The following is a 25,847-nucleotide window of genomic DNA, read 5'->3' as shown; positions in this document are numbered from 1 at the left end:
ATTAATAAACTCTTACTTCTGAAATAACAATTGCTTAAACATTGCATAGGTCTAACTCCTATATTTAGCTCCTATTTTTAGCGCAAATTCCAGATGATATGATTCTAAGATTGAAATTGATGGTGATGCTATTGATGAGTTACGCTTTCGCGAAAGCGGAAACATCTCACCCACTTTCCAAATCAAACGACAGCGAAATAACTTCTGTCATTCAAGTAAAAGGACCTGTTTACGCAGAAGATATACCCGTTTCCAAAACCGCAACAGATCTCTTACAAGCCGGTCCCATGCTGGGCTATTCTGGATTCAGGGAGCTATTGATCTGGGTGCAAACCACTGAAAGTGCTCGAGTTAAAATCGCCTACCGTTCAAAAGGAATAGACGAAAGATACACGCAGCAGGTCACTACAACTCAAGAAGATTATCACATCGCAAAGCTCTTCCCTACTGATTTGGAATACGGCACTACGTATCAATATGATGTTTATATCAACGATGAGAAACTGGAATTTCCCTACAAAACTGAGTTTCAAACCCAAGAATTGTGGCAATACCGCACCGAGCCACCAGCGCTCAGTATCGCTATAGGAAGCTGTTCTTTTATAAATGAGGAGCGCGACGACCGGCCTGAACCTTATGGTGGGGGATATGAAATTTTCAACTCAATTCTGGAACAAGATCCCGATATGATGTTATGGATGGGCGATAATATGTATCTACGCACACCAGATTTCCTGACCGAAACCGGCATCGAGCATCGCTACCGTCATACACGCTCACTTCCAGAAATGCAAGCTTTACTGGCAAGTGTTCACAATTATGCCATCTGGGATGACCATGATTATGGACCTAATGATAGCGACCGTAGTTATGTAAACAAAAAGATCTCAGAACGTATTTTTAATACCTACTGGGGAAATTTCAATACAAATGCAACAGGCAAAGGCGGTATCACAAGCCATTTTGCCACGGCAGATGTGGAGTTCTTTATGCTCGATGATCGCTACCATCGTGCACCTAACCGATCTCGTGACAGGGACAAGGCCTACTTTGGCAAAGAACAACTGGACTGGTTGATCGACGCACTCACGGCGAGCAGAGCCAGTTTTAAAATCGTGGTTGCTGGTGGACAGATCGTGAGCGATGCCGCAAAATATGAGAACTATGCGACCTATCCCGGCGAAAGGGAAAAATTGCTTAAAAGATTGCACGAGGAGCGCATTTCTGGTGTGATCTTCTTAAGTGGAGACCGACATCACACGGAGATCTCACGTATGGAGCGTGAGAATGCCTACCCACTCATCGACATTACCTGCTCTCCACTTACTGCGGGTACACATGCTGCAAGAGATGAAGGGAACAGTTTTCAAGTAGAGGGCAAGACGTTTTATGAGCATAACTTTGGTATTTTGAACGTTACTGGTGATCGTAAGAATCGGCAATTGAAACTCACGATTTATGATAGTCAGGGACAAAAACAATTTGATTATCAAGTCAAAGCCAGCGAGTTGAGATATTAACTCTAGGAAACGATCTATTTACTGACAGGAATCGAGTGAGTTTTGAAGATACTTCATGACAGAGCATAGCCTGGCAGCTTATCCAGAGACCTAGATTGAATAGACGGAATGTCAGAGAAATAATGAAACGAAAACTTTAACATAGATTAAGATATCAGCTTTTAACATCTTCGTAATGCATTCTTATACGTAAGGCAAAACAATAATTTGATTTTTTTTAAAAATTTTTGCTGTAACGTAAGAGTAGTGTTTACAGTGGTTCAGGTTTTTTTGTTTAACCTTCAACTTGTAAAACAAACATTTGCTTGTAACATCTGGAGAAAAATACGACTAATATAAGGTGGCAAAAATGAATCTTACAGACTCACCTGACACAGCCTGTATGGTATAATTTTTGCTACAGTAAAATGCTGTCAAAAGCTGGCAGTTTTATTATTAATCTTAATTCATTCAATGAGACAACTCAAAATCACCAAGCAGGTTACCAATAGGGAATCTAAATCGCTGGACAAGTATCTACAGGACATTTCAAAAATCGACTTGATTACAGCCGAAGAAGAAGTGGAGCTCGCACAGCGTATCAAAAAAGGTGATCAGAGGGCCCTGGAGCGTTTAACGACAGCAAACTTACGTTTTGTGGTTTCTGTAGCTAAGCAGTACCAGAATCAAGGGCTTAAATTACCCGATCTCATCAACGAAGGAAACGCCGGACTTGTAAAGGCTGCAAAAAGATTTGATGAAACTCGCGGATTCAAATTCATATCCTACGCGGTATGGTGGATACGCCAGTCGATTCTCCAAGCACTAGCAGAGCAGTCACGTATCGTGCGACTACCGTTGAACAAAATCGGTTCGATCAACAAGATCAACAAGGCTTTTTCACACCTTGAACAATTACATGAGCGTCCACCATCACCAGAAGAACTTGCAAAGGAGCTGGACATGACCGTAAGCGACGTGAAACAATCCCTTAAAAATGCAGGTCGCCACGTGTCCATGGATGCACCGCTTAAAGAAGGGGAAACTTCAAACCTCTATGATGTTGTACGTAGTGGTGAATCACCTAATCCAGACCGTGATTTGATGCACGAGTCGCTCACCTTAGAGATCACCCGCGCACTAGAGACCTTAAGCCAGAAAGAAGCAGATGTTATTTCGCTTTATTTCGGTATCGGGAATCAACAACCCATGAGTCTTGAAGAGATAGGAGAAACATTTGACCTGACCCGCGAGCGCGTGCGCCAGATCAAGGAAAAAGGTATCAAGAGACTGCGTCAAAATTCACGCAGCAAAATTTTGAAATCATATTTGGGATAATTAAATCTCCCTATTTTTTTGATCCCCTCATCTACTTGGTGAGGGGATTTTTTTTGAGCAGAATCCAGCTCCATGCGTCTAGAGGTTGTTCACGTCATAGCTGAACGGCCTATATACAACAGATCTTTTTAATCAATCTTACCATTCTATAGAGCCTAATCTCACTACCCAACCTCTTCTCACTGCGGACCAGTACTACTAAGTTGCCTCTGATTTAATCGTGGAACAAAATAAAACTTCTGAGGAGGCTCACGCCATACTTACTCAAAAAGGCATGAAACCACAGCGAGCCGCCCACCTCAGGACTTCATTTAGAATAAGAAGAACGGCGTGGTTTATGACATGGCCGCAGAGGAAGGCAGTAATAGCAGTACCAGAGACATGCTGTTAGGCGACGCCTGGTGTCTGGGCGGTGTTTTGCAACCGTGGCTGATCTGGGTTATATATTTTGGGGTGCTATCGTGTTTGGTGGAATCCAATTTATAAAAGGAGCTATGGCCAAATCGTAACAGGATTTAGCTTTCAAGTTATATTGTTTCTTGAAAAGTAGCGAGCGGGATGTTCTCGCTTTCGCGAAAATTAGACTAAATGTGTCCATACTTAAAATTAGTACTTTAGTGGGACATGAGGGCTTTAGCATTCATTCCTTTTAATAATATTAGGCGTTCTTCTGATAATGATTAGCTCAATAATGACAATACTTCACTGGGCAGATCCAATCATAGGTCAAATTTCTGAAGCCGGATTCTTTGTTACAGGAATAATAATCTACATTTTTAAAAGGAACTGAGATTGTCTATTTTTTGAATCCATCATCATAGCCTTACAAAAATCTGCTTGATATGACTACCTTTATCGTAATACTCATCGTCTCAGGAGCTTTGATATTAGGAGCGGTTTGGGGCATTTATGGCAGACTCTCCGAGAAACTAGTGGGATTTGCTGTTTGCTCTCACCAGTACTTTTCATGACAGATTATCAAATCATTTTTCTAGGTTTTTTGATGTTATGGGGAATGGCCGTGACTGCAGATTCACCATTATTGTCTACTCAGGTAGCTCAAAGCGCCTTACCAGAAATCCGTGGAGCTGCTTTAACACTTGTAAACTGTATAGGTTTTACAATTTCTATAGTTAGCATCCAGATCATCAATTTGATGATGGATTATATAGATGTAACCCTTCTATTTACATTTCTCGCAATCGGGCCGATTCTCGGACTTTTTGCCTTATTCTACAAGAGCTGATACAGAATTTGAAATATTCAAGAAAATTCCCATTCCCATTTGATTGAACTTTCGTCGTATCTCAAGACTGTTGATGTTGTTCTCGCTTTCGCGAAAGCGTAATAGATCTTAGAAATATCATCTTGTCAATCTTTGGTACAAAACATGGTGTTCATTGAGTCTATGCAAGCAGTTCACTCTGTTTCAGCATAAAATGAAGAATTTTACGTTAATAGTTATAATGATTTACTACATCTAAGCAATTTGATATGAAAAGTTATGGTTTACTTCTTATAGTTTTAATCTCCCTACTTTCTTGCGAAGCGGATCGGGACAATTTCTCTGAATCTTTTGCAGTGGCTAATCAAGCTACCCCAGCTTCTAATTACAACGTCGAAAAACCTCAAGCTCCAGCAAATAGAAAAATTATCTGGAATGCAAATCTAGAGTTTCAGGTTGATGATGTTGATGACGCCACCCAAAATATCTCACAACTCTGTTCAAAATATGGAGCTTTTATATCACATATGGACCTCACAAGTTCCAATTATGAGGTCATGAACCGCATAACTATAAGAGTAGATGATAAAAATTTCAATAAGTTGATTAATGACATCAAGGGCACTTCAACCTTTATGCGTCGTTTTGAAATTCGCTCAAATGATGTCACAGAAGAATTTGTTGACGTAGAAAGTAGATTGAAAACCAAAAAAGAAGTCAGAGAGCGATACATCGATATACTACGCAATCGATCAGGAGAAATAAAAGATGTCATTGCTGCAGAAGACGCTATCAGAAAAATAACTGAAGAGATTGAAGCCAAAGAAGGCCGTCTAAGATATCTGCAAGATCAGGTAAGTCAGAGCACTATAAATCTTGAGATCTATCAAAAAGTTGATTTCACAGAAGAACCCGAAACTTTTGAGAAAGGTTTTTTCACAGAACTCAAAGAATCGTTACAAGTAGGTTGGGAAATCGTAATTGAAATATTCTTATTATTAGTTAAGGTATGGCCTTTAATTTTAATTGCAATAGGATTGTTAATGTGGAGACGTAAATGGTTAAGACGTAAAAAATCAAAATAAATTCTTATCCTGTAAATTATATGCGATCACTTAATTACTTTAGGGAAAAGGCTTCGCGAGCTAATTGGAATCGTTAATATAAATAATTATGTAAGGAATGTTTTCGCTTTCTCACCAGTCGCTGGGCGGAGGCGAAGTGAAACTGGACAACAAATATCAGATCTCTGACATTAAAGCCTATTGTTCAATCAGTAAAAGTGCAGGATCAGGACAATTCTCCAGATAAGCAGAACTTTCGGACTTTCTACAAACCCCAGAATAATCACCAGTCTTCCCTTGCAAATCCAACATGAGTTGAAAGTGCAGGTGCGGCGGCCAGTGAAAATTTTCATGATAGCCCCCCAGCCAAGCGAATTCTTGACCTTCTTTAACCTCTTGACCTACTTTTTTATTCTCTAGTGACTTGACGGAAAGATGGCCATAGAGACTATAAAAAACTCGGTTCTCAATTTGATGTTCTAAAATAATCACAGGTCCGTAATCGCCGTGAACTGCCAGGTTGTTGAAAGAATGAATTTTACCGTCCAAAGGCGCAAAAACAGAAGTCCCTGCCTCTGTCCAAAGATCCAATCCTAAATGAATCGTGCGCGGCTCCTCGCTTGAGAACAAGTCGCTACGACTGTACAATGAGCGCTCCTCTCCATAACCGCCGTAACCTATTTCATCATCTTTAAGCTGGTCTGAGATAAATCTTGAAAAAGCAGACTCATCATTCAAATCCAGCTGAGCCAGTTCTTGATTGTGCTTGCTTAAGTCTAGTTTGATCAACTTCTTCCCGCTCAAATCCATAACTGGAGCGGGAACGATATTATTCTGAACAAGAAATTCCTTGAACATGAATCTTCTACTATTTGATCAATTTCACGAATTCTCTAAAAACCTCTTTGTGCTTATCCATATCCAAGTCTGGGGAAAATGAGGCGCGCACGATGTAATCCTTATCAGATTCTTTTGTGGTTCCTTGAGTAGAAGTAGCTGGAACAGTCCAGTACACTCCTTTAAGCTGACCGTAGCTCACACAAAACTTACTTTCTTCAGGAATCTCATTGATCATCATATGGATCAATTTGAGATTGAGTTCTCTTTTGTAGCTCTCGCGCTCCTCTGGTGTATCTCCCTTTGTGGGCAAATCCATGGAAAATACAGAAGGGGTGAAACCTCTCGCCGCCAGCTCTTCTGAGACAAAATTGATTTTGGCTTCTGGAAGTATGTCCTCAATAAAGTTTACAAACTCTCTAGTGTTATCGTAAGCAGCTGCTATGCGATCGTTCATGGATGGCAATTGCTCGGCAAGGACATGGTATTGAAACGCCGTGGCCTCGTTATCACACAACTCTAAATGTTTTTTAAGTACTGGAGTTAATTCTTGAGCTACCTCGTTAGTGATGCAGTATCCCGCTGTGCATTTCCCACCACTGGGGAATTTAGAACCGCTGGCATAAACGATAGTGCGTACTTCAGAGAGCACCTCACCTTTTACCATAAATTGAACATTAGGGCAAAAGGTTTGATCCAAGATGAAAACTGGAGGAACAGCCTCTTCATCTGTTGCGGTGAAACGTTTTTTAGTAAGTACAGCCTCCAGTGCATCTAATTCTGGTACCTCCACTCGTGGATTTGTAGGAATCTCGGCAATGATGTAAGGTATGGCGTCTTCGTTTGCCAGTTCGCCCAGAATGCGTTGCAGACTGCTCACCATATCATTTTCCTGATCTACAGGAAGGTCGACTATTTCAACATTATCAAGGCATGCCGCCACTCTCCTAGCCTGATCATTGGTCCCACCGTAACAGTTGGGTGGTACGATAAATTTAATAGGCTTTCCTTTATAGCGAGTCTGTGCATCTTCTACCAGCCCCATCATAATCGCATACTGAATTGATAGACCACTGGATCCTAGCAAAGGTTCAGTATCTACTCCTACTATAGATTGAAGGCAGTCGATAACTTTAGATTTGTCAATTTGTAATTGATCGTAATCTACAGGTTTTGCTGATTGTCCATTGACAATGGCCTGTAGCAGATTGAGGCTGTCATGCGGCGTCATGGCTACCGTTTCTCTACGTCGCACATGCTGGATTTCAGAAATATAATCGGCGTGCAGGGACTTGTTTACGGTGAGCACACTACCTAGATCGCCATAATCAAAAACGGTAAAGTCAGCTTCATTATGTTCAGGGAGATTGTTGTGGTCTCGCTTCACTTCGACTCCGCTCAGCGACCATCGCGAAAGCGTAACAGTCACACCTTCATAGTCTTGATCTGCATCGTGCTCAGATTTAGACATCACCTCAAAATCATATCCGTAAACTGTTCTTACATTCTCAACATCAAAACAATTAGGCAAACTGTCGCTGTAGACCAAGCGTGTCGCGGTCTTCTTAAAATGATTGGCGCGTAGAATAGCAAGTATGGGCGTTATTTGCGATGCAAAGGAAATTACCTGATCTGAACCTAAATCCAGATACTTGCCGAGCATCCACTCGAGAATACTGGAAAGCTGATGCCCGAGTCTGATGTAATCGTATGCCGTAGGGAGCTTTTGTAAAGCTTCAGTACTGGTCTCATTGTTTTGATATAAATCTTCAAATTGAGATAAGAACTCACTTTTTGCGAGTGACTCATTATAAATATCTAGCCTGTGCGTGGTAATATCTCGCCAGCCTTGAGGCATATTCTGGAGTACGTTATCTATAAATTTGAAAAGGGATTCTTTTTGCATAGCATCTTTCATGAGGAACAAAAATAGGAAAGGATGACTCGTTCACCGAACCTGCGAAATGTAAATAGTTTATGGCTGATTGGCTTATCTAATGATACAATAACCGCTCTAAATATTTAACGTTTCCATAACATTTGATAGTTTAATATTGGCGCGTCAAAACGAGTATCATCTCGTAGTATTATTTAGTTGAAACTCTTTCATGCAGTCGGGCTTGCGGAATCTTTGAAGTCCATCCGTCAAGCTATCCTGGGAACAGGCAACCGATTGATCAACGCGACTTCACTTTCTAGCGTGGGCGGTAGTTTCAACTGCTACGCAAACTCGTTTTCATTCAGATTTAAGATGAACTTATCATACATGATCTGTTCAACTTCTTACATTTATTTCCTTTGAACTTCTAATCCAAAGAATGAAAACAAAATACTTTGATCTTATCGATCAAACCTATGAATTCCCACAAGAGGAATTTTCCCTAAACAGCAACAACGAGTTAGAGTTTCATGGAGTAGATCTCATGGAACTGGTTAAGGAATATGGAGCACCGCTCAAATTTACCTACCTGCCTAAAATCTCAGAGAATATTCAGCGTGCCCAAGGCTGGTTTAAAAATGCCATTCAGGAGCACAGCTATCCTGCGAGTTATAATTATTGTTACTGCACAAAAAGTTCGCACTTTAAGCATGTACTGAAAGAGGCTGTCAAAAACGGAATTCACATAGAGACCAGTAGCGCTTTTGATATTAATATCGTTCAGAATCTTTTAAAGGAAAAATTAATTGATCGAGACACCTTTATCATTTCAAATGGTTTCAAGCGCGATCAATATGTGCAGAATATTGCAAGCCTTATCAATGGTGGACATGAGAAGTGCATTCCTATCATAGATAACTATGAAGAGTTGAATCTGTTGCAGGAATCTATAAATGAAGACTTTAACATAGGAATAAGAATCGCTAGTGAGGAAGAACCCAAGTTTGAATTCTACACTTCTCGCTTGGGAATAGGGTACAAAAATATTGTTCCTTTCTATAAGGCTCAGATAGCCGATAATCCACAGGTAAAGCTCAAGATGCTTCATTTCTTTATCAATACAGGTATACGCGATACTGCCTATTACTGGAATGAGTTGATGAAGTGCCTTAAAGTGTACATCGCTCTCAAAAAAGTTTGTCCAAGTTTAGATAGCTTAAACATAGGAGGCGGTTTCCCTATAAAGAATTCATTGGTTTTTGACTATGATTATCAGTACATGGTATCTGAAATCGTCTTGCAAATCAAAAACGCTTGTGAAGAGGCAGAGGTCGATCCTCCTAATCTTTTTACGGAATTCGGCAGTTTTACCGTGGGGGAAAGCGGTGGAGCGATCTATGAAATCCTTTATCAAAAGCAACAAAACGATCGGGAAAAGTGGAATATGATCAACTCCTCGTTCATCACTACCCTACCCGATACCTGGGCGATCAGCAAGCGCTTCATCATGCTGGCGATCAATCGCTGGAAAGATGAGTACGAGCGCGTTTTGCTGGGTGGATTAACTTGTGACAGCGACGATTATTACAACAGCGAGCAACACATGAATGCGATCTACCTCCCTAAATACAGAAAGGAGAAACCACTGTACATCGGTTTTTTCAATACGGGAGCGTACCAAGAAACCATAGGTGGTTACGGTGGTTTGCAGCATTGCCTGATTCCACAGCCCAAACATCTTTTGATAGACCGCGATGCAGATGGCAATATCACCACGCGCATTTTTAGACCTCAACAAACCTCAGACCAGTTCATGCAACTGCTGGGCTACCAATAATTTTACATCAATTAAAACCTTTCATTTATCATGAAAAATCAAAAAACTTTTGCTGGTATCGAGCAAGAGTATGCGGGTCTCGCTTTCGCGAAAGCGGTACTCATACCAGTACCCTACGACGGAACCAGCACCTGGGGCAAAGGAGCAGATAAAGGTCCAGAAGCCTTTCTTGAAGCCGCAGAAAACATGGAACTCTACGACATCGAGACCGATAGCGAAGTGTATAAAGTAGGCATTCATTTAACCGAAGAAATTGCTGTTCAAACTGATCCTGAAGACGTGGTGAACGCCGTGGAAGAGGCTTATAAAACTTATCTCGAGCGCAAGAAATTTGTGACCATGGTAGGTGGAGAACACAGTGTTTCCATAGGTGCGATACGCGCTATGAACGCGCATTATGATGATCTTACCGTTTTGCAGATCGACGCTCATGCAGACTTGCGCAAGAGCTATCTAGGAACTTCTTACAATCATGCGTGCGCGCTTTATGAAGCAAATGAAACCACAAATTTGATTCAGGTAGGGATACGCAGCATGGATGTGAAAGAAACGACAGTGATGAACCGCGATCAGGTTTTTATGGCTCATGAAATTGCCATTGATGACAACTGGATGGATTCTGCAATAGATATGATGACAGATGATGTCTACATCACATTTGATTTAGACGCTTTTGACCCATCCATTTTACCAGCGACAGGAACTCCAGAACCGGGCGGTTTGCAATGGTACGAGACGCTGGAATTTTTGAAGCGCGTTTTTGAGGAGCGCAACGTAGTAGGTTTTGACATCGTGGAATTATGTCCAGTAGGCGATTACAAATCATCTGCCTTTACTGCGGCAAAATTGTATTACAAAATGCTTAGCTACAAATTTCTAGATCAGGAAATAGAAATAGACGAGGACGACCAAACAAAATCAAAATCCAAACAGAAAAATAACTTTGAAGAAGATGACTACTAACAAACCTATTACTGACTTTATTGAAAAATACTTTTTGCATTTCAACGCAGCCAGTCTGGTTGACGCTGCAAAAGGTTATGAAAAACAACTCGCTGATGGCGGTAAGATGCTGGTTTCCCTAGCAGGCGCTATGAGTACCGCGGAACTTGGGAAGATATTTGCCGAGATGATACGTCAGGATAAAGTACATATCGTTTCTTGTACAGGAGCTAACCTAGAAGAAGATGTCATGAACCTCGTGGCACACTCGCACTATAAACGCATTCCTAACTACCGTGATTTGACTCCGCAAGAGGAATGGGAACTGCTTGAAAAAGGATTGAACCGAGTAACCGATACTTGTATTCCTGAAGAAGAGGCATTCCGTCGTTTACAGGAGCATATTTTCAAGCTTTGGAAAGAAGCAGAGGAAGCTGGTGAGCGCTATTTCCCTCATGAATTCATGTATAAAATGCTGCTGTCAGGCGTACTGGAAGAATACTACGAGATCGACATTAAAAACAGCTGGATGTATGCTGCCGCGAAAGCAAACTTGCCTATGGTCGTTCCTGGTTGGGAAGATTCTACCATGGGAAATATTTTTGCCAGCTATGTTTTGAAAGGCGAGCTTAAAGCGAGTACGGTAAAATCGGGTATTGAGTACATGACCTTCCTTGCCGACTGGTACACCGATAACAGCGAGAACGGCATAGGTTTCTTTCAAATCGGCGGTGGAATAGCAGGAGATTTCCCGATCTGCGTCGTGCCTATGCTCTATCAAGATATGGAACGTACAGATACACCATTTTGGAATTACTTCTGCCAGATCAGCGATTCTACAACCAGTTATGGATCTTATTCAGGAGCGGTTCCCAATGAAAAAATCACCTGGGGTAAACTGGATATCAAAACGCCCAAATTCATTATCGAGAGCGACGCGACGATCGTAGCGCCATTGGTTTTTGCTTACCTATTAGAAATGTGACCGGTAGCAAGTTGCAGTAAGCAGGCGCAGTAGGCAGTTTTCATAAAAGTGGCAGTTGGCATTCGCAGTTTGCAGTTCTTTTATTGAATTTAAGGAAAGTAATTATTGAGAAAAGACAGAGTATACTGATACTGCATACCGCTACTGAACACTGAAAACTGTAATTGCGTACTTGAAACTGTTATTTAAACTGAATCAAACAAATTAAATTGCTGATAACTAGAATATGTCTGAAATTAAGGAGACTGTAGAAAAGATCGACAACCTGTCGATTGAATACCTCACCGAAGCTGATTATGAGGAGTTCAAGGAAGCCATGATCGCCTCCTATCCTGATCAGAAAGATAATTATTGGCTCAAATCAGAACTAAATAAACTTTGCAAAAAGTTTCCTGAGGGACAAGTGGTGCTCAAAGTTAACGACGTGGTCGTGGCTGGTTCACTCTCCATCATCGTGAATTATGAGGACTTTAGCGGCCAGTATACCTACGAGCAAGTAACCGGCAATTTTCAGTTTACCACACACGATGCTAAGGGCGACGTGCTTTACGGAATCGAGATTTTTATACGTCCTGAGTATCGCGGTATGCGACTGGGTCGCCGTTTGTACGATTACCGCAAGGAATTGTGCGAGAAATTAAATTTGAGAGGTATCGCATTTGGCGGGAGGATTCCTGGTTATCACGCTTTCGCGAAAGCGATGACACCCAAAGAATACATAGAAAAAGTCAAGCACCGAGAAATCAGCGATCCTGTGCTCAATTTTCAGCTTTCCAATGATTTTCACGTATCACGCGTGCTGAAAAACTATCTGGATGGCGATAAGCAATCTCAGGAATATGCCGTGTTGCTCGAGTGGGATAATATCTATTATACCAAGGTCGAGGAAAGCACCATTACGCGTAAAAGCACCGTGCGTTTAGGACTGGTACAATGGCAGATGCGCCCCTACAAAAATTTTGATGAGCTCATGCAGCAAGCGGAATATTTTGTGGACTCGCTCGCTGCCTATCATGCCGACTTTGCCCTGTTTCCAGAATATTTCAATGCACCTCTGATGGCTGCTTATAACGATCAGTCGGTGCCTGATGCCATACGATCGCTGGCAAAGTACACGGTACAGATCAGGGAACGGTTTTCAGAGCTTGCTATTCAATACAATATCAATATTGTCACCGGCTCCATGCCAGAGATTATAGATGGGCAGTTGTACAACATAGGCAATTTGTGTCATCGGGATGGAAGTATAGATCGGTACGAGAAAATCCATGTCACACCTGACGAGGAAAAAGTTTGGGGGTTGAAAGGTGGCGACACCATAAGAACCTTTGATACAGACTGCGGGAAAATAGGAATCTTGATCTGCTACGATAGTGAATTTCCTGAATTGTCGAGAATGCTGGCACAAGAAGGTATGACCATGCTTTTTGTTCCATTTTTTACCGATACTCAAAATGCTTACGCGAGAGTTCGTTTATGCTCTCAGGCACGAGCAGTAGAAAATGAGTGTTATGTTGCGATAGCCGGAAGTATAGGTAATCTACCCCAGGTAGAAAATATGGACATTAGCTATGCGCAGAGTGCGGTGTTTACCCCTTGTGATTTTGCTTTCCCATCAAACGGTATTAAAGCAGAGGCTACCGCAAACACAGAAATGATCCTCGTGGCAGATGTTGATCTGGATCTATTAAAGGAATTGCATAATTACGGGTCAGTTAAAAACCTTAAAGATCGTAGGACAGATCTTTATGATCTAAGAAAGATGTAGTTCGGAGTTTTGTCAATTTGAGTCATTCCACTTTGAGGCTTGTCACTTCGAGTGGATTTTATATCGACGCTAGGAGACGTAAAATCTGTATCGAGAAGTTTGAGCTTCTCGATTTCTAATGTTCTCGATACAATTTCTCGTTGCCTCGAAATCACTCGAACTGACAGACTTTGTTAAAATGCAGAGGTCACTTCGAGTGGTTCCAATAGCTATCGGAATGATGGAACGGCGAGTGACCCAAATCTGTATCGAGAAGTATTGATATCTCGATCTAAAAATTCTCGATACGATTTTTACTCGCACAACTCGTAAAAATCACTCGAACTGACAATTATGCTGACTTAGATATCAGAACTTTAAAAAATGTCACTTCGAGTGAATTTTTGACCGACGAAGGAGGTCATAAATTTGTATCGAGAAGTTCGGACATCTCGATTTCTAACGTTCTCGATACAATTTCTCGTTACCTCGAAATCACTCGAACTGACAAACCATGTTAATGTAAAGATGTCACTTCGAGTGATTCCGATAGCTATCGGAATGATGGAACGGCGAGTGACCCAAATCTTTATCGAGAAGTATTGATATCTCGATCTAGAAAGTTCTCAATACGATTTTTACTCGCACAACTCGTAAAAATCACTCGAACTGACAATTATGCTGACTTAGATATCAGAACTTTAAAAAATGTCACTTCGAGTGAATTTTTGGTTGACCATAGGAAGCCGAAAATTTGTATCGAGAAGTATTGATAGCTCGATCTAGAGAGTTCTCGATACGATTTTCACTCGCACGACTCGTAAAAATCACTCGAACTGACAGCGCATGTCACTTTGAGTGAATTTATTCGAGCGGTTTAGCGAGGATAAGTTTATATCGAGAAGCGATCAGCTACGTCTTAAACTTCTTCTTAGCTAAATTGGGAAGCTTATGATATTCACCATCGATCAGAGCTTTCTTCTTGGCTTGAGACCATTTCTTGATTCGTTTCTCAGTTTCTATGGCTTGCTCAACATTTGCGAATGAACAATAATATTCTAAACTGACGGGTAATCGGGTTGAGGTATAACTACCGAAATATTCACCTGATTCATGCTTTTCCAACCGTTTCCAAAGTTCAGAAGTGATACCGGTGTAATAGGTATCATCAGAACATTTTAAAATATAAACATAATAGATCATTACCATAAAAATAATTAATTCTGAAAGGTTCTCGATACAATTTCTCGTTACCTCGAAATCACTCGAACTGACAAACCATGTTAATGTAAAGATGTCACTTCGAGTGGTTTCGATAGCTATCGGAATGATGGAACGGCGAGTGACCCAAATCTGTATCGAGAAGTATTGATATCTCGATCTAGAAAGTTCTCGATACGATTTTTACTCGCACAACTCGTAAAAATCACTCGAACTGACAATTATGATGACTTAGATATCAAAACTTTGAAAAATGTCACTTCGAGTGAATTTTTGACCGACGAGGGAGGTCATAAATTTGTATCGAGAAGGTTGGGTATCTCGATTTCTAACGTTCTCGATGCAATTTCTCGTTCCTCGAAATCACTCGAACTGACACAAAGTTGTATTCTCTAGCCTAATGAATTCAAGTGAACATAATGCTAATTGTACTAACAAATCACATCAAAAAGTAAGAATTATCTACATTTAGCACTTGATCAAAAAACAATACTCATGAAAAAACTATTATTTACTCTTGCTTCAGCGGTGATGTTATTAAGCTGTGGCGATGACCAAAAAAAAGATCTTTCAGCGCAATTTGACGAATTACAAAAACAACACGATAGCATCGAGCAGATGCATTCAAATTTCAAATCTACACACTCTGCAATGTCTCAACGTCACGACGAGTTCAAGGCTGAACTTGCAGGTATGACTGTTGAAGATTCTACCATGCTCGCTGACGTTGCAAAACACGAAGTGCTCTTGAAAAAGCATGAAGCCATGTTAGAGGGCCATGATGAGCTTTTTGCAGCACACAAAGATTTGAAACAAGGCTTCGGTGAGAAATCATCTGTTGAAATGAAAGCTCAAATTGAGGAAATGAAAAAAACGCATGACCAGCTCAAAACCGAGCACAGCAAAATGGAGGAAGAACACCAGATGATGGAGCAAGAACACGACGAGATCGTTAAGAAAATGCTCGCTGAGGACGTAGAGCCTGAAGTGGAGGAGTAATCACTTGGTAAAATAAAACATCAAGCTTCAAATTGAGCGAATTCTTAGAGAAGCGCTTAGTCTGAGGCTTTTTTATGTAGTAGGCTCAAACTCCAGCTCACAATCCTTTATCCTGACTTAAATTTGAACTTCATGGAAGAATTAATCAGAACATATTACGCCTCTCAATTTGAGCCTGAATTAGTAAAAGAAATAAGCAATGTAGGAACACTTGTAGAAGTTAGTGAGGGAGACGACCTTATCAAACCTGGTCAGTTCATAAAGTCTATGCCACTTCTACTGGAAGGAAGCATCAAGATTCTCAGACCTGATGCTGATGGTAATGAGCTCCTACTCTATCATCTCGAGCGTGGTGATACTTGCGCGATGACCATGACCTGCTGTATGGGAAACACTAAAAGTGAAATTCACGCCGTGGCAGAAACAAATTCCAAATTGCTCATGATCCCAATTGGAAAAATGGAGGAATGGTCCAGTCGCTTCAAGACATGGCGCAATTTTGTTTTCTCCAGCTATCACGAGCGCATGATGGAGCTGCTGGATAGCATTGACAATATAGCCTTCAATAATATGGATGACAGGCTGAACCGTTACCTCAAGGACAAGATGAAAATCCTGAACAGCAGGCACATTCACACGACACATAGACAAATAGCAGATGATCTACACACCAGCCGTGTGGTTATATCCAGACTTCTTAAAAAAATGGAAAACGAAGGCGAGATTGCTCTCCATCGCAGATTTATTGAGGTCCTGTAACTAGTGTTACCAAAACACACCTCCTCAACATGGTAGTTTTGCTCAAGTAAACGTGAGAACCATGGAATTGATTGAAATTTTAGGTTACGTTGGTGCCTTGGTAATCGGTCTGGTCTTAGGACTTATAGGCGGCGGTGGCTCCATTCTAACCGTACCCATTTTAGTTTATGCGCTAGGACTCAATCCTGTTTTGGCTACCGCCTACTCTCTTTTTGTAGTGGGATCCACCGCTCTCATTGGCGCTGTTCGCAATATGTTCAAGGGCATGGTTGACTTTAGAACTGCCCTTGTTTTTGCTGTTCCAGCCTTTATAGCAGTTTATCTGACTAGGGCGTACATGATTCCTGCTATTCCTGAGGTGTTGTTTGAGTTTCGCTTTCGCGAAAGCGAAATTACAATTACAAAGAACCTAGCCATCATGCTATTCTTTGCGGTTATCATGTTGCTGGCATCGGTTTCCATGATAAGAAACAAACGAAAGGAAACTGATGTGGAAACGGAAGTGAGTTACAATTACCCTCTGATTGTTGTGGAGGGTGCAGTTGTGGGTACGCTTACAGGTATCGTGGGTGCCGGCGGCGGTTTTCTTATTATTCCCGCGCTGGTGCTACTGGCTAAACTACCCATGAAAAAGGCCGTAGCCACTTCCCTACTCATCATTGCTATCAAATCGCTGATCGGGTTTATAGGTGATGTTCAGAATCTAGAGATCGATTGGAGTTTCTTGACGGTATTTTCAGGACTTTCTATTATCGGAATATTTATTGGAATATGGTTGAATAAATTCGTGGACGGTAAGAAATTAAAAAAAGGTTTTGGGTGGTTTGTACTAGTCATGGGAATTTATATCATTTATCAAGAACTGACCAGTTAAATATAAATAGAAATGCTTAACCAATATAAAGTTGCGAGACCGCCTCATTTTAATCACATTATGAAACACATTATTTTAATCATGGCATTTTTTAGTTTTATAAATACAGTGAGAGGACAATCTAGCGAGCACATCACAATTGTGGGGTTCAATACCTTTCAAAAAGCTGTAGCTCAAGAAAACGTTCAAATAGTTGATGTACGTACCCCAGAAGAATTTGAAGAAGGAACGATAGGAAAAGCAGTCAACATCGACTTCTTTGACAAAGAAAATTTCAAATCTGAGTTTTTAAAATTTGATAAAACAAAGCCCATTTATATATTTTGCAGATCAGGTAATCGCAGTCAGAAAGCGGCACATCGACTTGTAGATATGGGATTTGAAAATGTCATTGATTTAGAAGGCGGTTACCTGAACTGGGTAGCAAAAGAAGAGTAAGAACACATTTATGATCGAGAAATATCTTGATATTATCGCTGATTCATTTACGGGTTACTGGAACTATCTGGTTTCAGAAATCAGTAATCCAACGTGGACTAATTATTTTTACTGGTTGTTAGGTCTATCCACTTTAGTGTTTGCCCTCGAGATCATTATCCCCTGGCGCAAGAAGCAACCGGTTTTGAGAAAGGGATTTTGGCTGGATGCTTTTTATATACTCTTTAATTTCTTTTTGTTCTCACTCATTGCTTACAATGCGCTGTCTAACGTAGGCGTGGAATTGTTCAATGATTTTCTAGGATTGATTGGCATTGAAAACATTGTGGCAATCAAGGTTGACACTTTACCGGTTTGGACGCAATTACTTATCATGTTTTTCATCGCCGATTTTGTACAATGGAACGTACACAGAATGCTCCATCGCGTACCGTGGTTATGGAACTTTCATAAAGTCCATCATAGTGTTAAACAAATGGGGTTTGCGGCACAATTCCGTTTTCATTTTATGGAAACCATTGTTTATAAAACGATCCAATATATACCCCTTGCGATGATAGGTTTTGGGATTGAACAATTTTTTGTGGTTCACATGTTTGCAGTTTTTGTGGGACATCTCAATCATGCTAACCTAGATTGGAGCTATGGAAAGTTGGGTTACATTTTCAACAACCCCAAAATGCACATATGGCATCACAGTAAAGAACTTCCAGAACAGCATCCCTACGGAATGAATTTTGGGCTGACGCTCAGCATTTGGGATTATATTTTTGGAACCGCCTACATTCCCAAAAGTGGGCGCGATATCGAGATAGGTTTCCATGGAGATGAAGATTTCCCTGATGATTTTGGAAACCAAGTCGTCTATCCTTTCAAGAACAGAAAAAATAGATTTAAATGAATTAATTACTTCATTTAAAGGATTCTGATTTTAAATAAGCTGTACAACTATAAGATATTCATAGAGTTTTTATCATAATAATCGTGAGATTATCTTGAAACAAACATTATGAAACGATTACTCATTGGTATTATTCTGGTTTCGAGCTTCCACACATTTGCACAGCAAGATTTTAACCTTCAACATGACAAAAATGTTCCTAATGTCAAAAACGTCAATTCGGTTTCTCAAGAAATTCAGCCCAGGCTTTACAATCTTATCGCTTTATAACAGAATGTGCAACAGACTCATTGAAATCTCAGAGGTCCTCAGTTTGAAAGTTTGCATGAATTGCTCAAAGACTTTTACGGAGATCTGGGCGCTAAAATTGATTTGCTCGCAGAGCGTAATCTCGCTTTGGGAAAACCCTCTGACGGTAGACCAAATTCAGTCGCCGCAAACGCCGGTATTCCAGCCGCCCCTACTGGTTTCCAAAAAGATCATGATGTCATTATAACCCTCACCCTTCAAGTGCTTACGGTTTCTAACAACTTAGAGAAAAGTATAGAAGCTGTGGGAAGCGATGAAGTAGTTACTCAAGATTTACTTATAGATATTAGAGCGACGGTAGATTTATACCTCTGGAAGTCGCGGTCATGTTCTTATGATTTATAATTCATTAAAACTTGAAAAAATGCCTATTGTCTTCAACAGGCATTTTTTTAGCAATAAAATCATTTCACTCAGCAAAAAGTCAAGAACAATACGTTTAAAGATCTTTAGCTTTGTAACCTATTTTGAATAATTTGGCCCAGCAAAATCTTCTGTTTATAGCGTTCCTTACCTGTCTCTGCAGTTCATTGCTCTTTGGACAGAAAACGGTTTTTCATCATTTTTCTAAATCAGATGAGCTACCAGACACTACCTTCTATGACATCGTAGAAGATGATCAGTTGAATATATGGCTGGCATCAGATAGTGGCCTTTATCGTTATATTGGTGCTGATTTCATTTTAATCTCTCATCCTGAACAACGCGGTGATGCGGTATTTAATCTTAAAATAGACCATGAAGGAATACTATGGTTCAACAATTTATACGGACAGATTTTCAAGGTTCAAAACCAGAAAATGGAATTGTTTTATGATGCACATGAGTTAACAAACGGGCAATTAGTTCCCTTCAGTGTTCATAAGGATAAAGTAATCATCTACAACAGATCGGGTGGAATTTATCAAATTTCAAAAAACTCTAAAGAGAAAACCCTTAAAGGCAAGGACAGAGTACTTACTATGACCTCAAGAGGAGAGGAAATATGGCATTTAGACATACCTGTAAATGGATCAAATGATGAACTTCACAAAATTATTTTGGAATCAAATAATGAATCTAAGATGGTTAGCGAATTTTACCGTAAAGATGTCGTAGCTCCATCTTTATTTGAAGTAAAGAACAGTATTTTCTTGACTTATAAAGTGGAAGGTGTTACTAAGCTTTTTAGCATAGAAAAAGATCAAACTTTAAATGAAATAGCACTTCCAGAACCAGTTCAAAAATTAAAACTTTACAATATAAAGGGTTATCAAAATGAACTATGGCTATGTACTAGTGATGGAATATGGATCCTCACCAAGAAAGCAGATTCATTAAAAGCTGTAGAGCACTTGCTAGAATCCCAGCCTATCTCAGAAGTAATAACAGATTTCAATAATAATCACTGGGCGACCACTCTGGACAATGGAATTTTTGTCATTCTAAACAAAGAAGTTACACGCAAACCCCTACCTGAAGAAAAGCAAAAAATATCTGCGGTGTGCAAAGTAGGGAATAATCACTTTGCCGTGGGAACTGATGTAGGTATACTTTATTTATATAATAGAGATCTCTCAATTGCACATAAGTTTAATCTTAACGATGAGAGTATCGTTAACTATCTCTACCACGATAGCGCTACCCACACATTATTCATCAGCTCCTCAAATAATTATTCCTACCAGTTAGATCTCAAGTCATACAGTCTCAAACCCTTAAAATCTTTACTCAATTCAGCAAAAAGCATCGAGCGACTAAACGATGATTATCTCTTCTATGGAAATTTTAAAGAGGCTTTACTATATGATGCACGCTTTAGCAAGAACAATTCTGTCCTAATCAGAAAAAATCGGGTAAAAGATGCTTTAACCATCGGTCAGAATAAGCTTTTGATATCCTTCGTAGATGGGTTGTATTTGTACGATTTCCCCTCTTCAACATTGGAAGAAGTAAATTATATGGATCAAACCATATTTGCTACCTCATTAAGTAAAATTGATAACGAGGTTTGGATAAGTACTAAGGGAAACACAATCTTGAAAAGTTCAATAATTGATGGTAAGTTACGCTTTCGCGAAAGCGTAAACCTTAAAATTTCCAGCGGTGGTAAACGAGCATCAACCACACTAACGGAGCTTAAAATAGATCAACAATTTCTATGGATGCTCAATGAAGGAGTAATCACTCGATACAACCTGACCGATGATTCTGTACAGGAGTTCAATGGTCAGATGGGCATGAGTGAATTGATAAATGATTATCTACTCTTTGATGATGTCACGATAGCGACTTCAAATCAAGCAGTCTATCACATTCCTAAAAATACATTTACCAAGACGCTTAAAACGGCACCTATAAAGATTACAAACGTAAAAGTTAACGATCAAATCCAAGAGTTACGGAATAGCTATAGCCTCGAGCACGATAGAAATGATCTCACGATTTCCTTCAATTCTAATGGTTTTAAATCTCGAGAGTATGTAATCTATGAGTATAAGCTTGATCAGAACAATCAAGAATGGAGATCTGTACCTCAAGGGAATACTCAGATAGGATTTGCAAGTCTCTCACCAGGTACTTATACCTTTAAACTGAGAGGTAAAAATCTTAAATCAAACGATTATGAGTTTACAGAGCCTGTTGTATTCACGATAGAACCACCGTTTTGGCAAACCTCGTGGTTTTATGTCTTGATTGCCTTGGGAATCGCTGGAACCACCTATTGTGTATTGAAACAATTACAAAACAGAAAGAACAAACAGCGCCAGATCGAGGTGGATCGATTGCTGCTGGAGAAGAAAATGACCAGCCTAAAGCTTGAGAATATACGATCTCAGATGAACCCTCATTTTGTTTTCAATTCACTCAACTCCATCCAGGATTTCATCATATCAAATGAAAAAGAGCTGGCTAGTGATTACCTAGTTAAATTCAGTAGGCTTATAAGAATGTATTTAGACTATAGCCAACAAGATGAAATCACGCTAAGCCAAGAAATCACTGCCTTAAAACTCTATCTTGAACTAGAGAAAATGAGATTTGATGATGAATTGGACTATTTTATAAACATCGATGATAAAATAGATACTGCAAGGGTCAAAATACCTTCCCTACTCGTACAACCCTATGTAGAAAATGCGCTCAAACATGGTTTGATGCATAAACCAGGCAATCGAGTACTATCAATAAATTGTAGTCTGAATCAGAATGAGTCCTTACTCCACATTGTGATTGAGGATAATGGGATAGGTAGAGAACGATCTACGCTCCTCAATAAAAATAGAGGTCGATCGCACGTATCATTTGCAACTTCTATAAACAATGAGCGAGCTGCATTATACAAAGAACAACTGAACAGAACAGTAGATATAAAAATTGAAGATCTATATAATCAGCAATGTGCCGCTGGAACTAAGGTTACGATCATTCTGCCAATTAATTGACCGTCTATGAAAACTATAATTATTGATGATGAAAAAAGAGCCAGGCATCTGCTAAATACGCTCGTACACGAGCATATTCCTGAAATTGAAATAACAGGAGAAGCCGCAAACCTTTTAGATGGTGTGTCTCTTATCAAAACTCAGCAACCCGATCTTGTTTTCCTAGATATTGAGATGCCTGGAGAGACTGGACTGGAAATAGTGAACTATTTTGATGAAAACGAGATGAATTTCCAGATCATCTTTGTGACTGCATATAATCAGTATGCTATTGATGCATTTAGGATGAATGCGGTGGACTACATCTTGAAACCTATCGATACAGGTGAATTGAAGTCCGCTTTCGCGAAAGCGAAACAACAAAAATCCTCTCAACAGATAAGTCAGCAAATCGAGCGTTTGAGACAATCCGTACAGCAGCTCTCCATGGACAAAATCGTAATGGAAATACCCAGAGGCTATCTATTTACCTCGCACAATGACATCATTTATTTTGAGGCAGATGGGATGTATACAAACGTCTACATGACTGATGGAAAACGCAACGTGATCTGCAAACCCTTGAAGCATTTTGTGGAACAGTTACAAGAGAATAAACTATTTTTCAAATGCCATAGATCGTATTTGATCAATCTCAAACATATAAGTGAACTGGTCAAACATGATGGTGACTATATCATTATGGGAAATAAAAAACAAATTCCTATCTCAAAGTCTAATCGCGATCAATTCCTTAAAGTAATTGAAGAGACCTTTTTGTAATCCATTCAGAAAAAAACAAGGTACTTACAGAAAATCATAGTTAAAGAGCCTTGACATATAAACTTCATTTGCAGTATCTAAATTATATTTCAAGATACGATGAACAAAAAATTACTTTATCTCATAGTAGGTGTTGTCGCCAGCTATAGCAGTCTAAATGCTCAGAATGTCAATATTCCTGACGCTAATTTTAAGAATTATCTAGTCAATAATACAGCGATTAATACAGATGGTAATTCAGAAATATCAGTAGCTGAGGCAACAGCGTTTACTGGTGAAATATTAGTAAATGGATTATCAATTTCAGACTTAACTGGTATTGAAGCCTTTGTAAATATTACCAGATTAGATTGTTATAACAACAATTTAACTACTATAGATGTTTCTAATAACCTAGCATTAACGCGTCTACACTGTAGTGATAACCAAATTACAAGTTTAGATATTAGTGTAAATACATTGATTAATGATATTCAATGTCATAATAATGGTGTATTGGATCAATTAAACATAGCTAACGGTAATAACAGTAATATCGTTTGGATGAAGGCTTATGGAAATAGTTTATCCTGTATTCAAATAGATCCTAATTTTACACCACCTAACGATGTAGGTGTATTTAGTCAAGGCTGGACCAAAGGTAATACCGCAATTTATGGCGAGGATTGTGTTGCACTTAATCAAGTAGTAAACATTCCTGATGCTAATTTTAAAAACTTTTTAGTAAGTGATAACAATATCAATCTAAATGGAGATACTGAAATAACGATGGCAGAAGCTCAAGCTACTACAGAGTTAATTATGAACGGTATAGGTATTGCAGACTTGACAGGAATCGAAGCTTTTACTAACTTGACACGTCTAGATGTGCCTAACAATAGCTTAACTACTATTGACGTGAGTAACAACTTATCTTTAACACGTTTGCATGTTGGTTTCAATGATTTATCGAGACTAGATATCAGATTAAATACCAGTATCGACGAACTATTGTGTTATGATAATAACTCATTAGATACTTTGTTAATTTCTAATGGAAATAATAGCAATTTCGTTTATATGAAAGCTTTCAACAATCCGCGTTTAACGTGTATACAGGTAGATGCTGGATATTCACCACCGTCAAATAGCGGACAGTTTAATCCAGGATGGACTATAGATAATCAAACAAGTTTTAGTGAAAACTGTATACCAACGGTATATTATGTAAACGCAAATGCAACAGGAGCTAATGATGGAAGCTCGTGGACAGATGCATTTACAAGCGTAACAGACGCTTTAGCACTTACTAGTTTAAATGATGCTGTCTGGGTAGCACGAGGAACTTATACGTTAATAGATAGGAATACTCCAATTGCTGTTAGCACTGATGAAGTAAATATCATCGGTGGTTTTGCAGGAACAGAAACAACTGTAGCAGATAGGGACTTAACCTCTATTCACACTACAAATGCAACCATTTTTACTGGTGATATAAATGGTGATGATATAGCAGGAGATTTCTCATCAAATAAAAGTGATAATGCTGAACGATTGTTTGAATTAAGAGCCAGTAACGTCACTTTTGATGGAATCATATTTGAAAACATCTACGACACATCCCAATCAGGGGGCGTAGAAGAAAACGGTGTAATATTCATACCGAACAGTTTGAACTCAAATAACTTAAAAATTAAAAACTCTGTATTCAGAAATAATTATTCAAACGGTTATTTGCTAAAAATGAGAAAGTTTAATCAAGGATTACTTATTGAAAATACTCAGTTTATCAATAATACCATAGTTGACATGGGGTTAGTGTTTATTCAATCTGATGATACCAACCGTTACATTTTTACACGTTGGGCAAATGTTCTAGTAGCCGATAACGATATCAATCTTGCAGCACTTGATATTAACCGTGAAGATTTCAGAAATGGTAATACGTTAGATGTAGTGATTAATAACAGTACGTTTATTAATAATGACTACAATAATACTTATGGTAATTCTATTACGGCCTCAGGTAATAGAGACGTAAACCTTTATATCAATAACTCTGTTTTCTGGCAGAATACCATTAATAGTGCAGCAGCAACCAGAGATATCTCTAATGGAACGACTGCTACATACGATGTATTTATAAGAAACTCTATTTTAAAAGTATCATCAAACGCTGGAACTTCTGGAACTTTCAATACAACAAACGTAACGACCCTAGATCCAGCAACAGATAACTTAAATTTAAGTACGGATTACAAACCTACATCTGCCTCAACTTTTATTATTGATCAGGGAGATAACGCTTATTATGACGTCGCTTTATTTGGAGATTCAGATTTGTCTGGTAATGATCGAGTAGTTAATACTACGATAGATTTAGGGGCTTATGAATATAATTCTACATTAGGATTAAGTGATGAAACTTACGTACCTGAATTCAAGTTATACCCTAACCCTGCAACAGACATCGTTTACTTTTCTTCAGTAGAAGATATCAAGTCTGTTCAAATCTATACTCTTAATGGAAAGGCGTTGAATTTGCCGTCAGCAATAAATAACTCTATAGATGTCAGCTCTTTAAAGCAAGGAATATATCTTGTAAAATGCGCAGTTAACGAGAAATTTGTTACCCAGAAGCTTGTTATCAAGTAAAATCAACGCATTCATTCTGAATTTGATCATTAAAACGAAGGCGCCCTGAAAGGGGCGCTTTCTTCGTTAAGTTATTTGTAAAGTTGTTGATCTCCCTTGACTGAAAGTCAGTTTATACCGAGCTTGCCGAGGTACGGAAGTGTTATTCCCATAACTTTAGCAAAAACTATAG

20 protein-coding genes and 1 pseudogene are annotated in these 25,847 nt (G+C 39.3%); 18 read left to right on the top strand and 3 right to left on the bottom strand.

The window, feature by feature from the left end; translation table 11 throughout:
* Window positions 1-98 precede the first annotated feature (98 nt).
* From BST97_RS01775 to BST97_RS01760, 4 genes are all read left to right on the top strand, one after another.
* Window positions 99-1,520 carry an alkaline phosphatase D family protein gene (locus BST97_RS01775; protein WP_245833624.1) on the top strand — a complete coding sequence of 474 codons (1,422 nt, stop codon included), beginning with the start codon at window positions 99-101 and terminating at the stop codon, window positions 1,518-1,520.
* A gap of 453 nt (window positions 1,521-1,973) precedes the next feature.
* Window positions 1,974-2,837: a sigma-70 family RNA polymerase sigma factor gene (locus BST97_RS01770; protein WP_085765628.1), complete on the top strand. Its 864-nt coding sequence runs from the start codon at window positions 1,974-1,976 to the stop codon at window positions 2,835-2,837.
* A 967-nt stretch (window positions 2,838-3,804) separates the two neighbouring features.
* Window positions 3,805-4,083: a hypothetical protein gene (locus BST97_RS01765; RefSeq protein WP_085765627.1), complete on the top strand. Its 279-nt coding sequence runs from the start codon at window positions 3,805-3,807 to the stop codon at window positions 4,081-4,083.
* A 248-nt stretch (window positions 4,084-4,331) separates the two neighbouring features.
* A complete protein-coding gene (locus tag BST97_RS01760; protein ID WP_085765626.1) occupies window positions 4,332-5,147 on the top strand; it encodes a DUF4349 domain-containing protein in 816 nt (271 codons plus the stop codon).
* 177 nt (window positions 5,148-5,324) lie between these two features.
* Here the strand turns inward: BST97_RS01760 and BST97_RS01755 are convergent, their stop codons facing one another.
* Together BST97_RS01755 and BST97_RS01750 are read right to left on the bottom strand one after the other, a co-directional pair.
* Window positions 5,325-5,984, bottom strand: a complete 660-nt coding sequence (locus tag BST97_RS01755; protein ID WP_085765625.1) for a peptidoglycan DD-metalloendopeptidase family protein — start codon at window positions 5,982-5,984, stop codon at window positions 5,325-5,327.
* A 10-nt stretch (window positions 5,985-5,994) separates the two neighbouring features.
* On the bottom strand, window positions 5,995-7,881 hold the full coding sequence (locus BST97_RS01750; RefSeq protein ID WP_245833622.1) for a PLP-dependent aminotransferase family protein: 1,887 nt from the start codon (window positions 7,879-7,881) through the stop codon (window positions 5,995-5,997).
* A gap of 400 nt (window positions 7,882-8,281) precedes the next feature.
* On the opposite strand from BST97_RS01750, the gene BST97_RS01745 reads away from it, so the two are divergent.
* The 4 genes from BST97_RS01745 to BST97_RS01730 all read left to right on the top strand — a co-directional run bounded on the left by BST97_RS01745 (window position 8,282) and on the right by BST97_RS01730 (window position 13,374).
* A complete protein-coding gene (locus tag BST97_RS01745; protein ID WP_085765624.1) occupies window positions 8,282-9,679 on the top strand; it encodes an arginine decarboxylase in 1,398 nt (465 codons plus the stop codon).
* A 30-nt stretch (window positions 9,680-9,709) separates the two neighbouring features.
* Entirely contained in the window at window positions 9,710-10,642 is a 933-nt protein-coding gene (gene speB / locus BST97_RS01740) for an agmatinase (protein WP_085765623.1), read from the top strand.
* Entirely contained in the window at window positions 10,632-11,606 is a 975-nt protein-coding gene (locus BST97_RS01735) for a deoxyhypusine synthase family protein (RefSeq protein ID WP_085765622.1), read from the top strand. Before speB ends, BST97_RS01735 begins: the two co-directional genes overlap by 11 nt.
* 226 nt (window positions 11,607-11,832) lie before the next feature.
* Window positions 11,833-13,374, top strand: coding sequence for a bifunctional GNAT family N-acetyltransferase/carbon-nitrogen hydrolase family protein (locus BST97_RS01730; protein WP_085765621.1), 1,542 nt, complete (start codon window positions 11,833-11,835; stop codon window positions 13,372-13,374).
* Between the two features lie 891 nt (window positions 13,375-14,265).
* On the opposite strand, the gene BST97_RS01725 is transcribed toward BST97_RS01730, so the two are convergent.
* Window positions 14,266-14,562, bottom strand: coding sequence for a GIY-YIG nuclease family protein (locus BST97_RS01725; RefSeq protein WP_085765620.1), 297 nt, complete (start codon window positions 14,560-14,562; stop codon window positions 14,266-14,268).
* A gap of 507 nt (window positions 14,563-15,069) precedes the next feature.
* Between BST97_RS01725 and BST97_RS01720 the strand changes: the two genes are divergently transcribed.
* The 10 genes and pseudogenes from BST97_RS01720 (at window position 15,070) to BST97_RS01680 (ending at window position 25,675) form a co-directional block, all read left to right on the top strand.
* Complete coding sequence (locus BST97_RS01720; RefSeq protein WP_085765619.1) at window positions 15,070-15,573, top strand: hypothetical protein; 504 nt, start codon at window positions 15,070-15,072, stop codon at window positions 15,571-15,573.
* Window positions 15,574-15,705: 132 nt separating this feature from the next.
* Window positions 15,706-16,332, top strand: coding sequence for a Crp/Fnr family transcriptional regulator (locus tag BST97_RS01715; protein ID WP_085765618.1), 627 nt, complete (start codon window positions 15,706-15,708; stop codon window positions 16,330-16,332).
* A gap of 61 nt (window positions 16,333-16,393) precedes the next feature.
* Window positions 16,394-17,206, top strand: a complete 813-nt coding sequence (locus tag BST97_RS01710; RefSeq protein WP_085765617.1) for a sulfite exporter TauE/SafE family protein — start codon at window positions 16,394-16,396, stop codon at window positions 17,204-17,206.
* A 60-nt stretch (window positions 17,207-17,266) separates the two neighbouring features.
* Entirely contained in the window at window positions 17,267-17,644 is a 378-nt protein-coding gene (locus BST97_RS01705; protein ID WP_245833621.1) for a rhodanese-like domain-containing protein, read from the top strand.
* Between the two features lie 13 nt (window positions 17,645-17,657).
* Window positions 17,658-18,545: a sterol desaturase family protein gene (locus BST97_RS01700; protein WP_085768114.1), complete on the top strand. Its 888-nt coding sequence runs from the start codon at window positions 17,658-17,660 to the stop codon at window positions 18,543-18,545.
* A 108-nt stretch (window positions 18,546-18,653) separates the two neighbouring features.
* On the top strand, window positions 18,654-18,815 hold the full coding sequence (locus tag BST97_RS15675; RefSeq protein ID WP_157111383.1) for a hypothetical protein: 162 nt from the start codon (window positions 18,654-18,656) through the stop codon (window positions 18,813-18,815).
* A 36-nt stretch (window positions 18,816-18,851) separates the two neighbouring features.
* A pseudogene (locus BST97_RS01695) lies at window positions 18,852-19,199 on the top strand (ferritin-like domain-containing protein); the annotation flags it as partial.
* Between the two features lie 185 nt (window positions 19,200-19,384).
* Window positions 19,385-22,279, top strand: coding sequence for a sensor histidine kinase (locus tag BST97_RS01690; protein ID WP_157111382.1), 2,895 nt, complete (start codon window positions 19,385-19,387; stop codon window positions 22,277-22,279).
* Between the two features lie 6 nt (window positions 22,280-22,285).
* Window positions 22,286-23,041, top strand: coding sequence for a LytR/AlgR family response regulator transcription factor (locus BST97_RS01685; RefSeq protein ID WP_085765613.1), 756 nt, complete (start codon window positions 22,286-22,288; stop codon window positions 23,039-23,041).
* A 99-nt stretch (window positions 23,042-23,140) separates the two neighbouring features.
* The gene (locus BST97_RS01680; RefSeq protein WP_085765612.1) at window positions 23,141-25,675 is read left to right on the top strand and encodes a T9SS type A sorting domain-containing protein; all 2,535 of its coding nucleotides are present in this window, start codon (window positions 23,141-23,143) and stop codon (window positions 25,673-25,675) included.
* Window positions 25,676-25,847 lie beyond the last annotated feature (172 nt).

The organism is Nonlabens spongiae, from assembly GCF_002117125.1.
In the GTDB taxonomy this organism is placed as follows: Bacteria; Bacteroidota; Bacteroidia; order Flavobacteriales; family Flavobacteriaceae; genus Nonlabens; species Nonlabens spongiae.
This window is presented reverse-complemented; position numbering and strand designations above follow the sequence as displayed.

Excerpts from the sequence above, each read along its gene's own strand:
- BST97_RS01775 (WP_245833624.1), top strand. The coding sequence starts at position 99 with ATGATTCTAAGATTGAAATTGATGGTGATGCTATTGATGAGTTACGCT.
- BST97_RS01770 (WP_085765628.1), top strand. The coding sequence starts at position 1,974 with ATGAGACAACTCAAAATCACCAAGCAGGTTACCAATAGGGAATCTAAA.
- BST97_RS01765 (WP_085765627.1), top strand. The coding sequence starts at position 3,805 with ATGACAGATTATCAAATCATTTTTCTAGGTTTTTTGATGTTATGGGGA.
- BST97_RS01760 (WP_085765626.1), top strand. The coding sequence starts at position 4,332 with ATGAAAAGTTATGGTTTACTTCTTATAGTTTTAATCTCCCTACTTTCT.
- BST97_RS01755 (WP_085765625.1), bottom strand. The coding sequence starts at position 5,984 with ATGTTCAAGGAATTTCTTGTTCAGAATAATATCGTTCCCGCTCCAGTT.
- BST97_RS01750 (WP_245833622.1), bottom strand. The coding sequence starts at position 7,881 with ATGAAAGATGCTATGCAAAAAGAATCCCTTTTCAAATTTATAGATAAC.
- BST97_RS01745 (WP_085765624.1), top strand. The coding sequence starts at position 8,282 with ATGAAAACAAAATACTTTGATCTTATCGATCAAACCTATGAATTCCCA.
- speB (WP_085765623.1), top strand. The coding sequence starts at position 9,710 with ATGAAAAATCAAAAAACTTTTGCTGGTATCGAGCAAGAGTATGCGGGT.
- BST97_RS01735 (WP_085765622.1), top strand. The coding sequence starts at position 10,632 with ATGACTACTAACAAACCTATTACTGACTTTATTGAAAAATACTTTTTG.
- BST97_RS01730 (WP_085765621.1), top strand. The coding sequence starts at position 11,833 with ATGTCTGAAATTAAGGAGACTGTAGAAAAGATCGACAACCTGTCGATT.
- BST97_RS01725 (WP_085765620.1), bottom strand. The coding sequence starts at position 14,562 with ATGGTAATGATCTATTATGTTTATATTTTAAAATGTTCTGATGATACC.
- BST97_RS01720 (WP_085765619.1), top strand. The coding sequence starts at position 15,070 with ATGAAAAAACTATTATTTACTCTTGCTTCAGCGGTGATGTTATTAAGC.
- BST97_RS01715 (WP_085765618.1), top strand. The coding sequence starts at position 15,706 with ATGGAAGAATTAATCAGAACATATTACGCCTCTCAATTTGAGCCTGAA.
- BST97_RS01710 (WP_085765617.1), top strand. The coding sequence starts at position 16,394 with ATGGAATTGATTGAAATTTTAGGTTACGTTGGTGCCTTGGTAATCGGT.
- BST97_RS01705 (WP_245833621.1), top strand. The coding sequence starts at position 17,267 with ATGAAACACATTATTTTAATCATGGCATTTTTTAGTTTTATAAATACA.
- BST97_RS15675 (WP_157111383.1), top strand. The coding sequence starts at position 18,654 with ATGAAACGATTACTCATTGGTATTATTCTGGTTTCGAGCTTCCACACA.
- BST97_RS01685 (WP_085765613.1), top strand. The coding sequence starts at position 22,286 with ATGAAAACTATAATTATTGATGATGAAAAAAGAGCCAGGCATCTGCTA.
- BST97_RS01680 (WP_085765612.1), top strand. The coding sequence starts at position 23,141 with ATGAACAAAAAATTACTTTATCTCATAGTAGGTGTTGTCGCCAGCTAT.